Consider the following 18,709-nt stretch of genomic DNA (forward strand, 5'->3'; position numbering starts at 1 on the left):
CTAGCCGCGCACTATAGCATACAGAGTTACAATTGCAGAATAGAAACGCACTTAACTTGATCAATTTCAAGTTACTCACTTGGGTGTGGCGATATTTTTGAGGGCTTTTGGCAAATATTGTTCAAAGATTTGCTGTAATCGCGCCTTCGTCACAGGCTTAGCAACAAACTCGTTCATGCCCGCTTCAAAGCAACGCTGCTGATCTTCTTTCACTACATTGGCAGTTAATGCGATGATCGGCACGTGAGCGCCCCACTCATTCATGTCACGGATCTGCTCTGTCGCGATAAACCCATCCATCACTGGCATTTGGCAATCCATAAAGATGAGATCAAAGGCGTGCTCGCGGCATAACTGCAATGCTTCTTCACCATGGCTCGCGACACTGACTTTAAGCCCTAGCTGTTCCAGCATAATGCGAACAACCCTCTGATTCACTTCTGTATCTTCGACAATCAAAACCCACGGCGTATCTGGATTTTTGTTCGTTGCCTCATTCGCCTCTGTTCGAGGAAAATCGAGCACATTGAGCGGATCGGTATATGTTGGAAGACCGCTCACCACCGTTAAAGGAATGGTGAAATCGAAACAGCTTCCCAAGCCAAGTTCACTGGTTAGCTTGATGTCTCCACCCATGATGTGGACGAGTTGGGCACAAATCGCCAAACCTAACCCTGTACCACCATATTTGCGAGTTGTACTGCCATCGGCCTGTTGAAAGCGTTCAAACACCGCTTGCTGGTGCTCTTTGGCAATACCTATCCCCGAGTCCACAACGCGAAAGCGAACTTGGGCGATATCGTTGTTTTGCTCGTGCAATGAGACAAGTAATTTGACATGACCACGCTCGGTGAATTTGACCGCGTTGCTAAGTAAGTTATTGAGCACCTGCTTCAGACGCCCTTCATCTCCTTGTACTTCAGCGGGCAACTTAGGGTCGATGTCACTGAGCAATTGCAAATTCTTTTGCTGCGCTTTTACTGTGTGTAAGCTGATCACATCATCTAATAACTGGCGAAAATGATACGTCTCGCTGGCGAGTTCCACCTTCCCCGCTTCGACTTTGGAGAAATCGAGGATGTCATCAATAATGGTCATGAGCGATTGCGATGAGTTATCGATGATCTCCACAAATTCTTTTTGCTGCGGATCGAGCTTAGTATCACTAAGCAGCGACGCCACACCAATAATGCCATTCATAGGGGTGCGAATCTCGTGGCTCATGGTCGCGAGAAACTCACTTTTCTTGCGATTGGCGACTTCCGCCTTATCTCGCTCGGCTTCTAACTCGGCTTGATGCTCTCGCACTTTTTGCACGCTTCGATTGTATTTTTGCGCCAACAAGCTGACTTCATCAAAACACCAACGTTTGGGCAGCGTGACCGTACTCGGCGCATTACCGCCGCTAAAATCACTCACTGCACCGGAAAGCAACTGCAAAGGATTCACCAATAAACGGAAGGCAACCCACAACACCCCAACCATCAACAACAAAATTTTTATCGCTTCTGTCGTGAGTAGAAAAAAGAACTGTTGCCATAAATCTTGATAGACGGCGCTAAGGTCAGACTGCACAGTCAGCTCTGCGAGCTCAAACGTTTTTTCACCCACACTAAACTGCATCGGCCAACGCCTCTCAACCACATCTTGCGTGATTTCAGTTCCGAGCTCGATGATAACTTCGTCTTTGGTAGCAATGCGTAGGTAATCCACAGAAGGCAAACGCATCGCCCCCAGCGCTTGGGTGAGTAACAGCTCACGGTCTTCAACCCACAAACTGGCTGAAAAGCTGGAGAGGTAGCTCGACTCCACTTGTTTTAAGTCGGTGTCGAGATGGGACAACTCTTCTTGAAAATCACGGTATAAACTGATGGCAGAAATGACTAACGTAAAGATCAAACTCAACGTTAAAACCGCCAGCATAAGCTGGTTACCGATACTAAACCGGCGTTGAGTTCGCTCTTTTACATCCATATGAAATCACTCCGATAATCTTGCGCTACTCTAAATATAGTCGTGAGCAAATAATAATCGAGGATAGGATGAAAGGACTTCTACGTGTATTGGCTTTTAGTTGTATGGCAGTCAGTGCAGCGACCGCCGCTGAAGAGGTGAATTATTACGTTATCGCCGACCAAGCAAGGCCATTTCAAATCGAACAACAAGGACAACAACACGCCGGGATCGTGACGGATATTGTGAACGCGATTTTTGCCAACTCAGATTATAAGGTGAATTTTCACACCTATCCGTTTAAGCGCATGATTTCATTATTAGAAGCGGGTGGGGAAGAAAACTGGCTGACATACGGCAGCCCTGATTGGGGCCGAGTTCAATCAGAAAACTTATCTAAAGAGCCTATTTACACTGTAAAACACGTGTTGGTATCCAGCAGTGATGCGCCTTTTAAATTCAATACCATGCAAGACATCAAAGGTCGTTCCATCGTGTTGCTGCTAGGTTTCGACTACCCAAACTTAATGCCGTTTTTTGAAGACAAAACCGTCAACGAGATGCGCGTTAAAGATTACGACGCCGCATATCGCGTAATTCAGAGAACGCCAGGCGATACGGCGTTTGTCGAGATGGAATCGCGGGTGATGTACAACTTAAAACGTCTGGATCTGCCACTCGAACAATTTGAGATTCAATCTTTTAGCGCTGTGATCCCCGACTATTCGATCTATCTGGCCTTTTCTCCAGAGATGAAACCTGAAGTACAACACTTTATTAATCAACGACTGTCGGATCTAAAAGCCTCGGGAGAGATCGATAACATCGTCAAACACTATCTTTAACGCGCCTAGCCCTTTTACTGGTGCAGCTTTTGAGATCCCCACTAAAACGCCAGCCTTCTCAAGCTGGCGTTTTTGTCTGTTCGATTTGATACCCGCCAGAAACGATCATTCCGTTTGATCAACAAAATTGGGATCAAACATGTGCCCTAATTTGTTTGCTTTGGTTTTTAGATAGTGTTGGTTGCTTGGATTGCGACCTTCTTGCAGTGGCACACGCTCAACGACATTGATGTACGCGTTTTTCAAAGCCGCAAGCTTACGGGGGTTGTTGGTCATCAGACGCACTTCGTCAATCCCTAAATGCTCTAACATCCCTTTGCAAAATGCATAGTCTCGCATATCAGCAGCAAACCCCAAACGCTCATTCGCCTCGACGGTATCCGCACCATCATCCTGCAAGTGATAGGCGCGAATTTTGTTGATTAAACCGATGCCACGTCCCTCCTGACGCAAATAGAGCAGCACGCCGCAGCCCTCTTCGACGATGTTTTGCAACGCACGATTTAACTGAAAACCGCAATCGCAGCGGGTACTAAATAGTGCGTCCCCAGTGAGACATTCAGAATGGAGCCGAATCAATGGCGCAGGCTGAGACGTCGGGTCGCCATACACCAGCGCGAGATGCTCCTTCCCTGTAGCCGTCTCGATGAAGCCGTGCATCATGAATGTGCCCCACTGAGTTGGCAGCTTGGCTTTGTCGATGAACTTAACCAAATTGTAAGGCTCGACATGTCGCAGCTCTGCGCGTACGTTCATCAGAATTTCTCCTAGGTGGTTCAAACCTTTACCGTCTCCCCCATCTCCCCAAAATGCGTCCTTGTGCGAATGCTCAGTAAGGCAAGCATTGCCCGTGCGCATCAGTTTCTGAGCAAGTTTCGGGTTTTGGAGGAATTTTTCTCGCACAATGAACGCCATGACTGAGAGCTTCATGTTGTCCCAATCACTGCGAACGAGATGCTCGTACTGACGGCTTAACGCGAACGCTTCATCCGGCGATTGGGCTTTCTGAATTTTGGTTTGCAGTTGGGCATCAACAAATTTCTGAGCTTGATAGTAGTGTTCGCTGGTGGGCCAAGATTGGGAAGATATTTCGACGGGGGCATGACAGAAGTTGGAGAGGAAGCCGTGCGGCTCATCGGGCTCGTAGAAAAGGATCTGATCAACCATATTCGCGCTCCTGCTTAGATGATATGGATAGTCAACAAAAGGCATATCCTACTGATATATCTTTTAGTAACGCCTCTACCATTTGTCAAACCATAGTAAGCAAGCAAAGTGACTTCAGACTGAATAAAAATAAGGTTGGAGAACAAATAAAACGAGCAAGAAACTTCGGTTAAATGATGGGGTTAGCAAATAAAAAGGGCAGCCAGTTGGCTACCCTATGGAGTGGTACACCGAATTGAGAGAATCAGTGAATCAAGCCAAGTTCTCTTGCTTCTTCAATGCTTAACCCGCTTTCGCGGATTTCACGCAGTGCCTCAATGCGACGTCTGGCTTCTGCTGATTTCATTGTTTTCTCTGGCTTCACAACGGTTTCTTCTTCTTCGGGTAATTCCCACTTGTGAGCGATGTTGGTCATCTCTTCATGGTCGATAGAATTAATGGACATATTTCCTCCGAACACACCATGTTTTGGACAGCTAATCTATAGCAAACCCCCTGTGCGGAGGTAAGAAAAACAGTGGGGAAATGTGACCCCTCCCGACCTTTCATCAACTCGTTAATAGATTCATCACTTACCTTTTGCCAAAGGCCAAATTTACGATTAAATTTGAAAAATTCCCCCTAAGAAAAGTGTGCTGATCCAGCTCTCACTTTTGTCTTTTTTTATCACACTCTCGTAACCAAAATTCGACTTTTTCTTTCATTCAAGTTTCGAGTCACTTCACCTATTCGGTCGATTACGCTTTCTTCTCATTTGTACATACGATAATGATAATAATTATCTTTTGTATTGGTTAGGTATTTTTAATGAGTGAGATTAATTTAAGTCACGCCTTTCACTGCGATCCGGTCATCCAGATCCGAGATTTGTGCGTGGACTACATCACCGACAATGGTGACTTTAATGCGGTGAAATCGGTCAGCTTTGATATTGGAAAAGGCGAAGTATTCGGCCTTGCTGGGGAGTCTGGATGCGGAAAGAGTACCATCGCTTTTTCGATCAATCGTCTGCACAAGCCGCCCGCGTTTATCTCTGGCGGACAAATTCTGTTCCAAGGTAAGGACATCTTACGTTTGTCCGATAAGGAGCTAGGAGCGCTGCGTTGGAGCGAAATCGCCATGGTATTCCAAAGTGCCATGAATTCGCTTAATCCGGTACTGACCATTCAAGAGCAGTTTGCGGACGTCCTACGTCATCATCAAGGCCTCAGCAACGAACAAGCCAAAGATCGCGCCGAAAAACTGCTCGATTTGGTGAACATCCCTCGAGATCGACTGGGTGAATATCCGCACCAGTTCTCTGGGGGAATGCGCCAGAGACTGGTAATTGCCATTGCGCTGTCTTTAAACCCTAAGCTCATTATTATGGATGAACCAACGACAGCGCTTGATGTGGTGGTGCAGCGAGAGATCCTGCAGCAAATTTATCAGCTGAGAGAAGAATTTGGTTTCTCAGTTCTTTTCATCACCCACGATTTAGCTTTGATGAGCCAACTGTGCGACCGCATCGCCATCATGCGCCATGGTGAGATCGTAGAAGTCAATCACGCTTACGAGATCCGCAATCACCCACAACACCCTTACACGCAAAAATTGTGGGCCTCGTTCCCCAATATTCACGATGTTCACAAGCAGCCAGAGCAACAAGGAGCACCAGCATGAGTCAACCGATCATTCAAATGAAAAACGTGATCAAAGAGTTCACTGTGGGCGGTGGCTTTGCCAAAGAAGAGACTTTTCGAGCGTTGCAAGGCGTCAGTTTTGATCTTTACGCTGGGCGAACATTGGCTCTCGTTGGCGAATCAGGCTGCGGTAAAAGCACGTGTGCAAGGCTAATCACAAAGGTTTACCCGGCGAGCGAAGGGGAAATTCTATTTAACGGCACCAACATCAATGACATCACCTCACGACACGATATTCAAGATTATCGCAGTAAGGTACAAATGGTGTTTCAAGACCCTTTTGGATCGCTGAACCCTACCCACACAATTCGTCATCATCTAACTCGCCCGTTGAAAATCCACAAGCAGGTGCAGCATGACCGCGAGATCCCGGCGAGATTGGAGGAACTTCTCAAGCTGGTGGAATTGCCAGAAGAGACGTTAAACAAGTACCCGCACGAACTCAGCGGCGGTCAGCGTCAGCGAGTAAATCTCGCACGCGCACTGGCCGTCGGTTCACAAATAATTTTGGCCGATGAGCCAACATCGATGCTGGATGTGTCAATTCGCTTGGGCGTATTGAACTTGATGCAGCGTATGAAGCAAGAGCTTGGGATTGGCTTTTTGTACATTACCCACGACCTCGCCACCGCGCACTACATCGCTGAAGAAACAGCGGTGATGTATAAAGGGCAAATCGTTGAATGGGGAGACACGCACGCGATCTTGAAAAATCCACAGCACCCATACACTAAGTTGTTGATCTCAGCCGTACCCGATCCTGATCTGCCATTTGGAAACTTGGTGAAAAATGAACCAAACTACTCAATAGACGCCGATGAGATCCGTCATCGCAGCAGTGTTGTGGTTGATGAATATGATCAAGTTGGTCCGAATCACTTTGTTAAACAATGGATTGAGGCTGCATGATGGAACTGACCTTCTGGCAAGATCAAATCTCGGATTGGTATGAAACTAGGAAGCATGATCAAGTAGACGTGTTAGAAGCGATCTTGTACGAAGCTCCTGATACCGTGTTTGGTCCGGTGTTGTCTGATCAACAAAGCAAAGCCATCGCCTGCTGGCTAGATGGATGTTTGAGAGTATTTCAATACGCCAGGTATCAAGACCATCACAAAGCTTACCAAACTCTGCTCTATGCAAGCGCGAAGCTCGAACAAGCAGCATGCCACCCCATGAGTGATATTCTGCTTAAAGATTGGTGCTTAAAACGCTTACAGCATTTGACCGTATTGGCGTTGGAATTTTGCAATCAACAGCAAGATCAAAGCCAATGGCAACAACAAGCCAATAACTTGATCGAATCACATGTAGCCTTAATGCGATCACTTAATTGGAACGAGGCAGGGAAACATGATCAAGGACTGCGACATTAATACGGAAGAATGATCAAGAGTGTTCAGGAAAAATAGGCAAAAAAAAGCGAGTTTCTTGAGGAGAAACTCGCGAAGTCTATTCAGAATGAATGTAACAATATGAGCCAATCTATTAATCATCAGAAAGGACAAAAGGTTGTCTATTCGGGATAAATCTTAGTCTTCGCTCAGACATCTAATGTCAGTGGTTTGTTAGAGTTGAGTCTGTTTTCTATCATCGAAAGACATTGTTACATTTTAAATCAATCAGTCACGGCTATTACTCACCCCTGCTTGCGCGAGATCATATTAAATCGCCATTTCATCCAAAGCACGGAACACCATCTCATCCATGTGACCATCAAACACTTGTCGGCAAACTTTACGGCGCACCGCTAAACCAGCAATCAAACGTTCAATCGTGAGATGTTTAACCTCGTTTTGAGTGTTAAACAGCTCTACAGTTTTGCTCAGAGTCTCATAAGGAATCGGTTCATCCCCTACTCTCAGCCAATCTAGCTTCTCAATGTACTCAGAACACTCTTCTTTGATTGAGGCATACGAGTGCCCTGTCATTGCAGACAACGCAGTTATACTGCGTTCTAGCGCCTCTGGAGAGGTGTATTTCGACAGAGTAATGGTGATCTCATCTGCGTTGATCTCGACAAGGTGCTTTCTTTGCTTTACTCGACGGCCCAAATTTCCTCGCGGAGACGGGGCCTTTCGCTGAATAGGCTCAAATTCGCCGTCAATGATGCCTGAGAGCGCTTCAAGCTGCTGTCGGGTTACCATCTCATTACGAAGCGGGTTTGGCAGCGTAGGCGCCATGTTGCGCTTGCCTGCGTTGGTTGTACGAGCACGTGAGTAACGCAGCACCTCTTCGACGTCACATTTGATGTCGATCTGGTAATCCATCACTTTATCATTCTCGATCATAGTTTCGATCGTTAAGTGATAGCCCCATAAGTTCACAACAAAAAGATCGTCTGTCCCTTTGCCGTCTGACAAGCGTTTCAGCTCACGGATCAGATCCATTGAGAATCGACGCCATTCAATGTTACGTGCAAGCTTCTGATTTAACTCGCTCAACAGCATGCAATCTGTGTGTCGTCGCACCATACGACTACGGAAAAACGAATACAGCTGGAACACCAATGTATGCTGTTTCAGGATTTCTGGTGGGAACAAGAAGAAATAATCGCGTGTTAGTAGTTCTTCGTAGAACGACGGTTCCCACACCAAGATATATAAGTTGGGTTTAATACGAATTTCGCCATCACTGCCTTCAACGGGCGCTTCTTCTGAAGCCGTGATGGTACGGGCTAAGAAGCGGAAGCGATCACTCTTAAAGCCTTCAGGCATATTTTCACTGAGCCATCGACCAGTGAGTTCATGCAGTTGGAAATCGGTAAACTCGATACGATCGATACTGTCACGGATGGAATCACGCGCTGGGCCACTGTCTTTTTTGCCACGTAATGACAAAATATCGGTGATGTAGAGCGGCGTTTTATTCGGAACGAGCGCGGCATCCATTTGATATTGATCTTTATGATGATCATGGTATTGCACTGTCAGAGTAAACAACGCAAACAGCGTCATCAGATCATCGACTGTCATGATATTTTTGGAAGATCGCGTTTCAATCACCGCTTTGGTGCCTGAGATCGACACCATGGATTTCTGATAGCTTTTACGAGTGCGAGGTGGTGCGAGTGCTTGGTCAATGATCCCCGCCCAATTCGTTGGTGAAACGACAAATTGATCCGCTTCATCCTTCATCATTGGTGGCGTATTTAAGCCGTGCTCATTCAACAAGCGCTTGTTCACTTGGGTTTGTGCGAGTGCCTTAGAACGTTTTTGCTTTTCATTCTGACGAACTTTGTCAGTGACTAAGCTTGTTGCCCCCAAAACCGAAATGAGCTGGTTTGGGTTTACAAACTTATGCAGCATGGTTTTGCCTGCTAGGCCTTCCTCAAAACGTACTGGAGTCTGGGTAAACAAGCCGATATTGACAGCCGCTCGTAAACGTTGCTGAAGTGCAGCACGAGTCAGTTGACCGTCTGTGGCTTCAACAATCTCAGTTGTTGAAACAAGTCCATCTTTGCTGCTGAAACCTCTCAATGAGATCAGATTAAGCAACTCTAAGATGCTTTTGGTCACCCCTTTGAAATGTTGGTACTGCTCTACCCAATCAGCAGAGGATTCATGTACCTCAAAAAGATGGCCATCCTTATGGCTTCTTGGTGCTTTAATCAGAATTTTTTCATCAGCCGTCATTTTAGATCCAGATCACACTAGCCGTAGTTGTGCTATGGTTCCGAAGAATAAAGAAAAACAGATCATAAATAAAGAAAAAATCTTGTTTTTTAAATAACTGATCTTTTTGATTATTCTGATCTTAATTGATTATATGATCTATTGATCTGGTTATTTTCACGAGCCTAAGTTGCTGTTATTAATGAGTATTTTTTTGAGGTGTTTCGGAACTATGATCATAGCTTTATCGAAACGATGATCAACAAAACCTTGAAAGCATGATCACTTCATTCCGCAAGCATGATCATTAAGTTCCTGAAAAGATGATCAAAACAATCATGAAACGATGATCATGATGTCTGTACAGGTTATCCACAGAAATCCGTGATTACCTCGATCTTGATTTGTCGATCCTCTGCTATTGTGAGTGTTTCGAGGTTGCGGATCAATGATCAAGCTAAGGTTATTTCATCTCTCTTTACCTTCAATTGTTGCCAAATTAGCCAAACGATTAAAATGACGTCAATTTGGGTCCTTAGCCTCAAAGATTGCATGATTATCAGAATTAACGGAAGCATGATCATGAAGACACTATGTCTTGTTTGCCGATACTGTATTTCATCGTTCCGAAGGTTGAGAGGCGCATTTATGCTTCAATCCCCCATTCCGTCTGCATTCAGCCGTAAATAGCGCATTAAAAAGCATGCTTCCGAGAAACCTACTTACTTGATCATTTTTCCGAGAAATGGATCCATGTACTCAAGCCTTGATTTACCTTCATTCATCCATTATCTTCCATGATCATGCTTTCGTATTTACAGTTATCTTCGAAAACATGATCAAGAGTCTTCCTTGATCATGGTTCCGTTCTTATTCGTTGTCTTTTCGCTGATTTTGCTTCGGATGCATGATCAAGGTCGTGACGCGACACTATTTCCTCTCTTTTCCTCCACAATCAGTATGTAAAATGATTTAAGTCGATTGAAATCACATAATCCGTAATTTAGCCCACTTATATAATCGTTCCGGATAAAATAGATTTACATTGTAAATAAGTGACAATGTAACACTTTTAATTTTGATAAGAACTAACCTCTTTTATTTGGAATAAATCGATTAAAAATTGATATATTTTTCTTCTTAAATCATAAAACAGCCAATTTTGATGGTTTTTTATGTGATGGTTGTTCAAAATGAATGTTCACCTTTTTGTTGTTTTTGAAGTCTACTGCTGTACAATTGGATGCAGATATCCTTCCAACGGAATTTGGCATGAAAAGAGAAAAAACGATTGAAAATCTTCAAGAGTTAGCTGAGCTGACGCAACAAGTTCAAGCTGACCGTATTGAGATTGTTTTGGAAGAGCGAAGTGACAACTACTTCCCACCAATGTCTAAGGCGATGATGGAGACTCGCTCTGGTTTAACTCGTCGTAAACTGGATGAAGCGATCGGTAAGATGGAAGCCGCAGGCCACCAATTTACTAAAAACAACGCGAACCATTACTCCATTACGTTAGAAGAAGCACACATGCTGATGGATGCGGCTGAAGTACCAAAATTCTATGAGCGTAAGAAGAATAACGGTAATAAACCATGGATTATCAACGTACAAAACCAAAAAGGTGGTACGGGTAAATCAATGACGGCCGTACATTTGGCTGCTTGTTTGGCGCTTAACCTAGATAAACGCTACCGCATTTGTTTGATTGACTTGGACCCTCAAGGTTCATTACGTCTGTTTTTAAACCCGCAAATCAGTGTGGCTGAGCACGACAACATTTATTCAGCGGTGGACATCATGTTAGGCAACGTGCCTGATGGAGTAGAGATCGACCGCGAATTTTTACACAAGAACGTGCTGTTGCCGACGCAATATCCGAACTTGAAGTCAATCTCCGCATTCCCAGAAGATGCTATGTTTAACGCAGAAGCGTGGCAAACGCTGTCTGAAGACCCATCACTTGATATCGTTCGTCTATTGAAAGAACAGCTTATCGACAAGATTGCGAATGACTTCGATATCATCATGATTGATACCGGTCCGCACGTTGACCCTCTGGTTTGGAATGCGATGTACGCGTCCAATGCACTGTTAATTCCTTGTGCGGCAAAACGTCTAGACTGGGCATCTACCGTTAACTTCTTCCAGCATTTGCCTACGGTTTATGAGATGTTCCCAGAAGATTGGAATGGCTTAGAGTTTGTTCGTCTAATGCCAACCATGTTCGAAGACGACAACAAGAAGCAAGTCTCGGTATTGACGGAAATGAACTATCTGCTTGGTGACCAAGTGATGATGGCAACCATTCCACGTAGCCGTGCATTTGAAACGTGTGCAGACACCTACAGCACTGTGTTTGATTTAACCGTAAGTGATTTCGAAGGCGGCAAGAAGACACTTGCAACTGCTCAAGATGCGGTTCACAAAAGCGCATTGGAATTGGAGCGCGTATTGCACTCTAACTGGCCGTCATTAAATCAGGGGTAAACAGTAAATGGCTTTGAAAACGTCTGAATTAAACGCGAAATTATTTGGTAAAACGAATAAACGTCGAGTAGCGACTCCACAAGAAGCGCAAACGGCAGCAAAAGAAAAAGCGCAAACCATCGAGTTGGCAGTGGCGGGTGAGGGCACGGTTCAGTTTGAATTAGTTCGTATTCCCGCAGATAAAGTGGCAAGCGAGACGCGTGTGTTCGCGGACAATGCCCGTGAACAATCATTCTTGAATGAGCATGCTTTATCTGATGTTTTGGTGACACTGAAAGAGCGTGGTCAACAGTACCCAGCTGTTGGCCGTCGCACTGACGATGGCAAAATTGAAGTGCTAGACGGTAGCCGCCGTCGTATGTCTTGTATCTTGGCGGGTAAGGATTTCTTGGTTTACGTTGGTGATGGCATCAACACTGAACACGCGAAATTCCTATCTGACGTCGCGAATGCTCACAAACCGCTGTCGCTTTACGAAAAAGGCAAAGAGATGCAGGCTAAGCTGGAAAGCGGTGAAGCCGAAGACCAAAAAGCGCTAGCGAAAATGTTCCAATGCAGTGAAGCATTGGTAAGTGGTGCGCTTAAAGCCGCGGCATTGCCGCTAGAATTGCTACAAGCGTATCCAAATGTTGGCGATTTAGGTCGTCCAACCATCGTTAAACTGCACAAACAGTTCTCAACATTGACCGCTGAGCAGCAGCAAAACTTGTTGGATAAATGCCGTACATCTGAAGGTTACTTGTGGCAACGTAGCAAGGCACAAGGCGTGGCTCGTTTGACCAAAGAAGTGACGGAAAGCATCGAAAGTTGGATCTCAGAGTTAGCACCAGCTAAACCTGCAAAAAAAGCTGAAAAAGTTGACCTTGTCAAAGGTCGAGCAAGCTACAGTCGTAAAGGCAGCAATCTTGCTCTCAATCTGAAGAAAGTCGACGACAGCTTGATGGAAGAAATCCTTACTTTTGTTCAAAGCAAAATGCAATAAAATTAAGCTTTAACGATAACCGCCTTCGGGCGGTTTTTTTATGTCTGCGATCTTGAGCGTGTGGAAGCATGCTCCGAATAGCAGATGTGATAACATGGCGGCAGTTCAACATCGGATAGACCCCATGCACGCACAATCTGAATTTCTATCTTCACTTCAACGCCAATCTCAACATGCTTTTCAACGCTCAGGCGTTATTTTGCAAGGAGAGGCGGATTGGCAAGAGTCCATTCTCTCTGCATTTCTTCAAACTCAAACCACACAACGTTGGTTCTGTGTTGGGGATTGGTCATTCGAGAGTGCCTTTTGTGTTGGAATGAAGCAGGGAAATCGACTGCTCGGAAGAGAATGTGATGTGCTGCTGTTTGACGCGCGAAAAGAGTTCGATGCTAATAGCTTTACGGCGGCAATTGGCTCTCTCGTTGGCGGTGGAATGCTACTTGTTGTGACAAATACTGCTCAACCACAACACTTCGCTGAGCAATGGATGCAGACCCAATGGCAAAAGCTGATAGTGCTTGAGCAGGGGAAAGTCATTCCCCAGGTTTCTGAGTTTGCTATTGCGCAGAGAAATACAGAATACATAGAGCAGACTCACGCTGTTTCATTAATCGAGAAAGTGGTGAATGGGCATCGCAAGCGTCCTTTAGTGCTCACGGCTGATCGCGGTAGAGGTAAAAGCAGCGCATTAGGCATTGCTTGTGCTCAGTTGTTGCAGCACAAGCCGCTGCGTATATTACTTACCGCGCCTTCTATTAACGCTGTTGAGCCAGTCTATCAGCACGCGCACCGTTTACTTACATCTGCCAAACAGATGAAGAAAGACCGTTTGGAAGTCGGCTATGGGTATATTCAGTTTATTGCGCCTGACGAATTGTTGTCTTCGCTGCCTGAGTGTGATTTGTTGCTAGTTGATGAAGCGGCTGCGATTCCCGTCCCGATGCTCAAACAAATCACCGAGCATTATCATCGTTTGGTCTTTTCTAGCACGATTCATGGCTATGAAGGCTGCGGACGTGGCTTCACGTTGAAGTTCATTGAATGGTTGCAACAACAACGACCTGGCATGAAGACGTATCACATGCAGCAGCCAATTCGTTGGAGCGTAGATGATAAGTTAGAAACGTGGTTGTATGACGCTTTTATCTTGAACGCGGAATTATCGCCGCAATCCATTGAAGGCATGGCGAACGTATCGTTGAACAAAGTGGACAAGCAAGCACTGGTTCACCAACCCAACTTACTACGCGAATGCTTTGCTTTACTGGTTAATGCTCATTATCAAACCTCACCGAATGATTTGCTCCATTTACTGCGAGATGACAACAGCTCCGTTTATCTCGCGATGGATAAACAAAATATCATCGGAGTCATTCTCACGGTTGAGGAGGGCGGTCTTGATGACGAGTTAATTGAAGCCGTTCAACTTGGTCAACGTCGTCCTAAAGGGCATTTGACGCCAATCACCATCATCAATCAACTTGGTTTGGTAAAGGTAGGTAAGCTTATTACTTCACGAGTGATGCGAATTGCGGTGCATCCTGATCTACAAGGTTCGGGCATTGGCAAGCGCATGCTAACACTACTCGAGGAAAGTGTTGGTGCCCATGTGGATTACCTATCGACAAGTTTTGGTGCGACGGATGAGTTGATTCAGTTTTGGCAACAAGCTGGTTATCAATCCATTCGTTTAGGAACTATGCGCGATGCCGCCAGTGGTTGTTATTCATTGTTGATGGTTCGCCAACTTGCGAATAAATCACAAACTTGGATTGATGACGCACAAGCATTGTTTCATGAGTTTTTGTCTGCGAGCCTTTCCCTTGTTTATCCTAAGTTAGAGCCGAGTCTGGCTAGAAGCTTGTTGCGTCAACCGATTCAACATCAAACCTTACATCCGACTAAGCGAGTATTGCTTCAAAGCTATGCGCAGGGTGGTGCAAGCTATGAATCGATTTTTGTGTGGTTACAACAGTGGCTGCGTCAATATGGTTTAGCGCCTGTTTCTGATTTGATGATAAGTAAAGTGTTCTTAAACCATGATTGGGGCATTTGTGCCAAACAATTTGGATTATCGGGAAGAAAGCAAGTTGAGCAACAGTTAAGAAGTGAGTTAGAAAAGTTGTTGAATCAATTTACAGTGTAAACGCTACGCCTTATGGATTTACACTGTAAATAGAGACGAGCTGAGAGGAGTGACTTTACACTGTAAATTCACTCCTTTTTTGTTTTTGATGAATGATAAAAAGCAAACTCATGACCGACAAAGTTCAATGTTGAGCTGTAAACAAAACCGCCAATAAAAGGGAAGGAGTGCCGTCGCCACTTCTATTGTATTGAAGCGCTATAACTACAAGCTACAACTTTCTCATGCTGTAGAGTGGCGCATGAAGTGAAACGTGAGTGGAATGATTTACGCGGATGAATCACCATGCCTAATACTTTATTTACTCAATAATACCAAGGCTTCGACCTTTAGTGACCTGAGCCCTATTCTTCGAAGTGCGAGGTTTGTTCAGAAAATGTTTTTGGTTAGACTGAAAGTGTTGATGGGAAGCAAAGTGGTAAGGGTATGTGGAAGCTGTGTCTTGAGTTATCTGAAGATAAGACCAAGGTGATAGCCCGTCTTCCGGGAGAAGTGGACCTCGGTGGTGAGCTAAATCAAAATGAATTAAACGAGCAGCTCGTCGCAATGAACGCTGAAAAGATGTTTGTTGTTGAGGGGGAAGTCGTGAGATTCATTAACTGCGCCAAAGAACGTAAAGCCGAAGCTTACGAAGGCATTGTCATTGCGGAAAAACGCAACGCGCAAGTTGAGGTCGAATTATCGAATAATGACATGCTCGCCAGTATGAACGTTGTCGGCGCGTACGGAGGCCGAGGTTTACGTGGCCCCGAGATTGTTCAAGCCCTTGCTCAAGCGCGAGTTTCGAAAGGCATCAACAAACTGGCTTTGAAGAAAGTGTTGGTTGTCAGCACTCAGCTCAAACCCGGCGAAACTTTTTCTCAACCTGTAGCGGTTGGTAAGCAACCTATCAAAGGCAAAGACGCTCTTTTTACTCCTCTCGTTAAAGACATCACCAAACGCATCCTCAAACCCAAAGACGGCCAATCTGCTAGCGACAAAATTGATTTACGTAACCTCGGTGAAACTATCGCGGTTGACGTAGGCGATGAGGTGATGCGCCGCACGCCTGCGACCAAAGGTACGCCAGGTTTTACTGTTCAAGGGCGAGTGATTCCTCCACAAGCTGGAAAAGACAGCCCAATGAAGCCAGGCAAGGGCACCGAGATAAGCAAGCACGACCCAAACCTATTGATTGCATCGGTATCCGGTACGCCTCTAATTAAAGACAAAACCATTGAAGTTGATAACGCACTCTGTCTCAATAGCGTTGGCGTGAATACAGGTCACGTGAAATTCAAAGGGAATGTGATTATCGGTGGCAACATTGAATCCGGCATGATTGTTAAAGCGACGGGTTCTATTACTGTAGGCGGCTTCATTGAATCGGCTGACGTACAAGCGCAAGACGACATTCAAGTTGGTAAAGGGATCATTGGCCACACCGTGAGTGATGGCCAGCCAAAGAGTTGTCACGTCAAAGCCAAAGGTTCGATTCGTGCCAGCTACGCCCAATATTGTGATTTGCAAGCTGGCGAAGATATTGAGTTGGCGGTGCACAGCATGAATAACGATATTGTTTGTGGGCGCAATCTGACGGTGCTGGATGCGAACGGTAGGAACGGTACGCTCAGCGGCGGAGATGCAAAAGTCGGTGACAAAGTGGTGTGCTTACAATTGGGCGTAGAAGGCGACACCGCCACTAAGGTAGAAGCGTTCGCGCGCTATTCTGCATTTAAGGAGCGATTAGCAGAGCTCAAAGATCAATACAAACGCGCTCAAGAAGGAACGATGGATGTGATTCGTAAAGAGCTCGAATTTAAGAAACGTCCTAAAGCCGAACGTACCGACGAAGAACAAGCTCAGATTGATGTGATGAAAACACAAAACAACGAGCAGCTTGAAGCGATAAAGCAAAAGCTAGAACAAACGGAACATGACTTTGAAGTCGCGTTAGAAGAAAATATTGTCGAAGCCAAAGAGCGTGTCTTCACTCGCGTGACGGTGCAGTTTGGCGACGAGCAAGTAACGACAAAGCGTACTCATGGCGGTTGTTCGTTCCGTTTCAATCAATACGAAATTAAAGTCTCGGCGAACTTGGAAGAAGAGGACGTCGCTGCGGTTTAAGCTTTCTTACTCACTGAGCCCACACGTCGCAACAAGATGTGTGGGCTTTTGTTTATCTACAAATCGACAATGTGCTCTTGATAGTAGTCCGCAAGCGCACCGACTTGGCTGCTACACATTACTTTCATTACTTGTTTAATGTGTTCTATTGGCCAGTTCCACCATTGGATATTGAGTAGAGTTTCAATCTCTTTATCGCTGAATCGTTGACGTACGACTTGGTTGTTTCCAACCACCACCGAATAAGGTTGCACGTCTTTCGTCACTACGGTGCGTGCTCCGATGACGGCTCCATCGCCGATGTTTACTCCGGGCATGATCATCGCCTCGCTGCCAATCCAAACATCGTTCCCCACCACCGTGTCTCCGGCACGCTCGAAACCGTCTTGCACGCCTTCTCCAAATTCTTCAGGAGAGAAGGGGAAGGTCGAAATCCAGTCAATGCGATGACCTTGGTTTCCTGCCATCATGAGGGTGGCTCCAGAAGCGATGGAACAAAACTTGCCAATGATTAATTTGTCGATGCTATCGGGTTCTCTACTTTGCCATTCTTGAAGTGTGACGGGGTCACCCAACAAGTAGCGTACCGCTTGCTCTTCGAAGCTTTTTTGATGATAGAAGCCCGAGTAATAGCTGTAATCGCCAACGATGATATTGGGATTAGTGATGTGATCTTTAATGACTTGACCTTTTAACCACGTGTCGAAAACACTCATAACTCATCCTTTCAAATTTAGGTTGTACAGAGTTTAGAGGCTTTCTATTATTTCCAGTAGTTTGATTTTAGAGATTCAGAATTACTGTATGGAAATAAAATGGCTCAGCTACGTACCACTTTACGTCGCTTTGTGCGAGGAGCGAAGTATTGCTGGCGCAGCAAAGCGACTGAATTGTTCGAATGCGCATGTAAGTCGGCAACTTAAGCAGCTAGAAGACATATTGTCGGTGCAGCTTATTCAGCGAACTACGCGCCAGTTTAATTTGACCTACGATGGTTTGCGGTTTTATCAGCAGGTAAAGCAACTGCTCGAAGGCGCTGAGCAGATCAATGAGCAAGTCATGGCAAACGAGATCGTATCGGGAAAATTGAGAATAGCGGCGTCCGCTTCTTTCGGAGCTGCGTTACTCAGCCAAACATTGATCGAGTTTCGATTGCAACATCCACAAGTGAGCGTCGAAGTGATCTTCACAGAGACACCTCTCGACTTGATTGAGGCTGGGTTTGATATCGCATTCTACTTTACCGATACTCCCCCAGAGGGATACGTCGGCCATCAGCTACGCACTTTACACTGTAAACCGATCGCTCATCGCTCGTATTTAGTTGATAAACCAAATGTAAGTACGCCAGGGGAGCTTGGTGACTTAGAGCACATCCTTTATAAAAGTCGCGACTTGGTGTTAGATAAGTGGACGTTTACACATAAGCAAACTCAACAGCAGTGCAGCATTGAGTTAGAAAGTACGCTGAGTTTTAATCTTGTCCAGTCCATGTTGGACGCTACTTTGGCTGGCTGTGGTGTAGCCATGTTAGATGAATTTGCACTGGCTAAACTCGACCCTGCACAAAAAGAACAACTCGTGAGTTTGCTGCCAGAATGGCAAACGGATGCGATTTTGCCGCTTTATCTGCTTTACCCAAAACGTGAGCACTTACCAAGAAGAACGCGGGCGTTCATTGATCACTTTAGGAACATATATTCTGTCGGCGAATAGCGACAACA

The 18,709-nt window shown here is 45.4% G+C and carries 14 protein-coding genes; 9 read left to right on the plus strand and 5 right to left on the minus strand.

The window, feature by feature from the left end:
- Positions 1-75 precede the first annotated feature (75 nt).
- On the minus strand, positions 76-1,974 hold the full coding sequence (locus BIW15_RS02500) for an ATP-binding protein (RefSeq protein ID WP_005484783.1): 1,899 nt from the start codon (positions 1,972-1,974) through the stop codon (positions 76-78).
- A 68-nt stretch (positions 1,975-2,042) separates the two neighbouring features.
- Here BIW15_RS02500 and BIW15_RS02505 point away from each other — a divergent pair, with 68 nt between their 5' ends.
- A complete protein-coding gene (locus tag BIW15_RS02505; RefSeq protein ID WP_053313404.1) occupies positions 2,043-2,798 on the plus strand; it encodes an ABC transporter substrate-binding protein in 756 nt (251 codons plus the stop codon).
- 105 nt (positions 2,799-2,903) lie between these two features.
- Here BIW15_RS02505 and ribA read toward each other — a convergent pair whose 3' ends face one another.
- Both ribA and BIW15_RS02515 read right to left on the minus strand, forming a co-directional pair.
- Positions 2,904-3,965 carry a GTP cyclohydrolase II gene (ribA, locus tag BIW15_RS02510; protein WP_131169524.1) on the minus strand — a complete coding sequence of 354 codons (1,062 nt, stop codon included), beginning with the start codon at positions 3,963-3,965 and terminating at the stop codon, positions 2,904-2,906.
- 244 nt (positions 3,966-4,209) lie between these two features.
- On the minus strand, positions 4,210-4,410 hold the full coding sequence (locus BIW15_RS02515; protein WP_005477395.1) for a PA3496 family putative envelope integrity protein: 201 nt from the start codon (positions 4,408-4,410) through the stop codon (positions 4,210-4,212).
- A gap of 362 nt (positions 4,411-4,772) precedes the next feature.
- On the opposite strand from BIW15_RS02515, the gene BIW15_RS02520 reads away from it, so the two are divergent.
- From BIW15_RS02520 to BIW15_RS02530, 3 genes are read left to right on the plus strand one after another with little or no spacing between them, the layout of a single operon-like run.
- Positions 4,773-5,627, plus strand: coding sequence for an ABC transporter ATP-binding protein (locus tag BIW15_RS02520; protein ID WP_025627555.1), 855 nt, complete (start codon positions 4,773-4,775; stop codon positions 5,625-5,627).
- Positions 5,624-6,556, plus strand: coding sequence for an ATP-binding cassette domain-containing protein (locus BIW15_RS02525; RefSeq protein ID WP_005464829.1), 933 nt, complete (start codon positions 5,624-5,626; stop codon positions 6,554-6,556). The genes BIW15_RS02520 and BIW15_RS02525 overlap by 4 nt, the downstream gene beginning before the upstream one ends.
- On the plus strand, positions 6,556-7,023 hold the full coding sequence (locus tag BIW15_RS02530) for a hypothetical protein (protein WP_031856764.1): 468 nt from the start codon (positions 6,556-6,558) through the stop codon (positions 7,021-7,023). The genes BIW15_RS02525 and BIW15_RS02530 overlap by 1 nt, the downstream gene beginning before the upstream one ends.
- Positions 7,024-7,311: 288 nt before the next feature.
- Here the strand turns inward: BIW15_RS02530 and BIW15_RS02535 are convergent, their stop codons facing one another.
- Positions 7,312-9,282: a replication initiator protein RctB domain-containing protein gene (locus BIW15_RS02535; protein ID WP_077280503.1), complete on the minus strand. Its 1,971-nt coding sequence runs from the start codon at positions 9,280-9,282 to the stop codon at positions 7,312-7,314.
- Positions 9,283-10,533: 1,251 nt separating this feature from the next.
- Between BIW15_RS02535 and BIW15_RS02540 the strand changes: the two genes are divergently transcribed.
- From BIW15_RS02540 to BIW15_RS02555, 4 genes are all read left to right on the plus strand, one after another.
- On the plus strand, positions 10,534-11,751 hold the full coding sequence (locus BIW15_RS02540) for an AAA family ATPase (protein WP_005500197.1): 1,218 nt from the start codon (positions 10,534-10,536) through the stop codon (positions 11,749-11,751).
- Positions 11,752-11,758: 7 nt separating this feature from the next.
- Positions 11,759-12,733: a ParB/RepB/Spo0J family partition protein gene (locus tag BIW15_RS02545; protein ID WP_005464865.1), complete on the plus strand. Its 975-nt coding sequence runs from the start codon at positions 11,759-11,761 to the stop codon at positions 12,731-12,733.
- Positions 12,734-12,857: 124 nt separating this feature from the next.
- Complete coding sequence (locus BIW15_RS02550) at positions 12,858-14,879, plus strand: tRNA(Met) cytidine acetyltransferase TmcA (RefSeq protein WP_179115214.1); 2,022 nt, start codon at positions 12,858-12,860, stop codon at positions 14,877-14,879.
- 426 nt (positions 14,880-15,305) lie between these two features.
- Positions 15,306-16,985: a DUF342 domain-containing protein gene (locus BIW15_RS02555; RefSeq protein ID WP_025525470.1), complete on the plus strand. Its 1,680-nt coding sequence runs from the start codon at positions 15,306-15,308 to the stop codon at positions 16,983-16,985.
- Between the two features lie 56 nt (positions 16,986-17,041).
- On the opposite strand, the gene catC is transcribed toward BIW15_RS02555, so the two are convergent.
- Complete coding sequence (catC, locus tag BIW15_RS02560) at positions 17,042-17,701, minus strand: type C chloramphenicol O-acetyltransferase (protein ID WP_077280504.1); 660 nt, start codon at positions 17,699-17,701, stop codon at positions 17,042-17,044.
- 88 nt (positions 17,702-17,789) lie between these two features.
- Between catC and BIW15_RS02565 the strand changes: the two genes are divergently transcribed.
- Positions 17,790-18,701: a LysR family transcriptional regulator gene (locus BIW15_RS02565; RefSeq protein ID WP_077280505.1), complete on the plus strand. Its 912-nt coding sequence runs from the start codon at positions 17,790-17,792 to the stop codon at positions 18,699-18,701.
- Positions 18,702-18,709: the final 8 nt, after the last annotated feature.

The organism is Vibrio sp. SALL6 (genome assembly GCF_002002385.1).
Taxonomy (GTDB): domain Bacteria; phylum Pseudomonadota; class Gammaproteobacteria; order Enterobacterales; family Vibrionaceae; genus Vibrio; species Vibrio parahaemolyticus.

Bases quoted from the DNA above. Each gene is read 5' to 3' on its own strand.
- BIW15_RS02550 (WP_179115214.1), top strand. From the start codon at position 12,858: ATGCACGCACAATCTGAATTTCTATCTTCACTTCAACGCCAATCTCAA.
- BIW15_RS02530 (WP_031856764.1), top strand. From the start codon at position 6,556: ATGGAACTGACCTTCTGGCAAGATCAAATCTCGGATTGGTATGAAACT.
- BIW15_RS02540 (WP_005500197.1), top strand. From the start codon at position 10,534: ATGAAAAGAGAAAAAACGATTGAAAATCTTCAAGAGTTAGCTGAGCTG.
- BIW15_RS02545 (WP_005464865.1), top strand. From the start codon at position 11,759: ATGGCTTTGAAAACGTCTGAATTAAACGCGAAATTATTTGGTAAAACG.
- BIW15_RS02505 (WP_053313404.1), top strand. From the start codon at position 2,043: ATGAAAGGACTTCTACGTGTATTGGCTTTTAGTTGTATGGCAGTCAGT.
- BIW15_RS02565 (WP_077280505.1), top strand. From the start codon at position 17,790: ATGGAAATAAAATGGCTCAGCTACGTACCACTTTACGTCGCTTTGTGC.
- BIW15_RS02555 (WP_025525470.1), top strand. From the start codon at position 15,306: ATGTGGAAGCTGTGTCTTGAGTTATCTGAAGATAAGACCAAGGTGATA.
- BIW15_RS02515 (WP_005477395.1), bottom strand. From the start codon at position 4,410: ATGTCCATTAATTCTATCGACCATGAAGAGATGACCAACATCGCTCAC.
- ribA (WP_131169524.1), bottom strand. From the start codon at position 3,965: ATGGTTGATCAGATCCTTTTCTACGAGCCCGATGAGCCGCACGGCTTC.
- BIW15_RS02520 (WP_025627555.1), top strand. From the start codon at position 4,773: ATGAGTGAGATTAATTTAAGTCACGCCTTTCACTGCGATCCGGTCATC.
- BIW15_RS02535 (WP_077280503.1), bottom strand. From the start codon at position 9,282: ATGACGGCTGATGAAAAAATTCTGATTAAAGCACCAAGAAGCCATAAG.
- BIW15_RS02525 (WP_005464829.1), top strand. From the start codon at position 5,624: ATGAGTCAACCGATCATTCAAATGAAAAACGTGATCAAAGAGTTCACT.
- BIW15_RS02500 (WP_005484783.1), bottom strand. From the start codon at position 1,974: ATGGATGTAAAAGAGCGAACTCAACGCCGGTTTAGTATCGGTAACCAG.
- catC (WP_077280504.1), bottom strand. From the start codon at position 17,701: ATGAGTGTTTTCGACACGTGGTTAAAAGGTCAAGTCATTAAAGATCAC.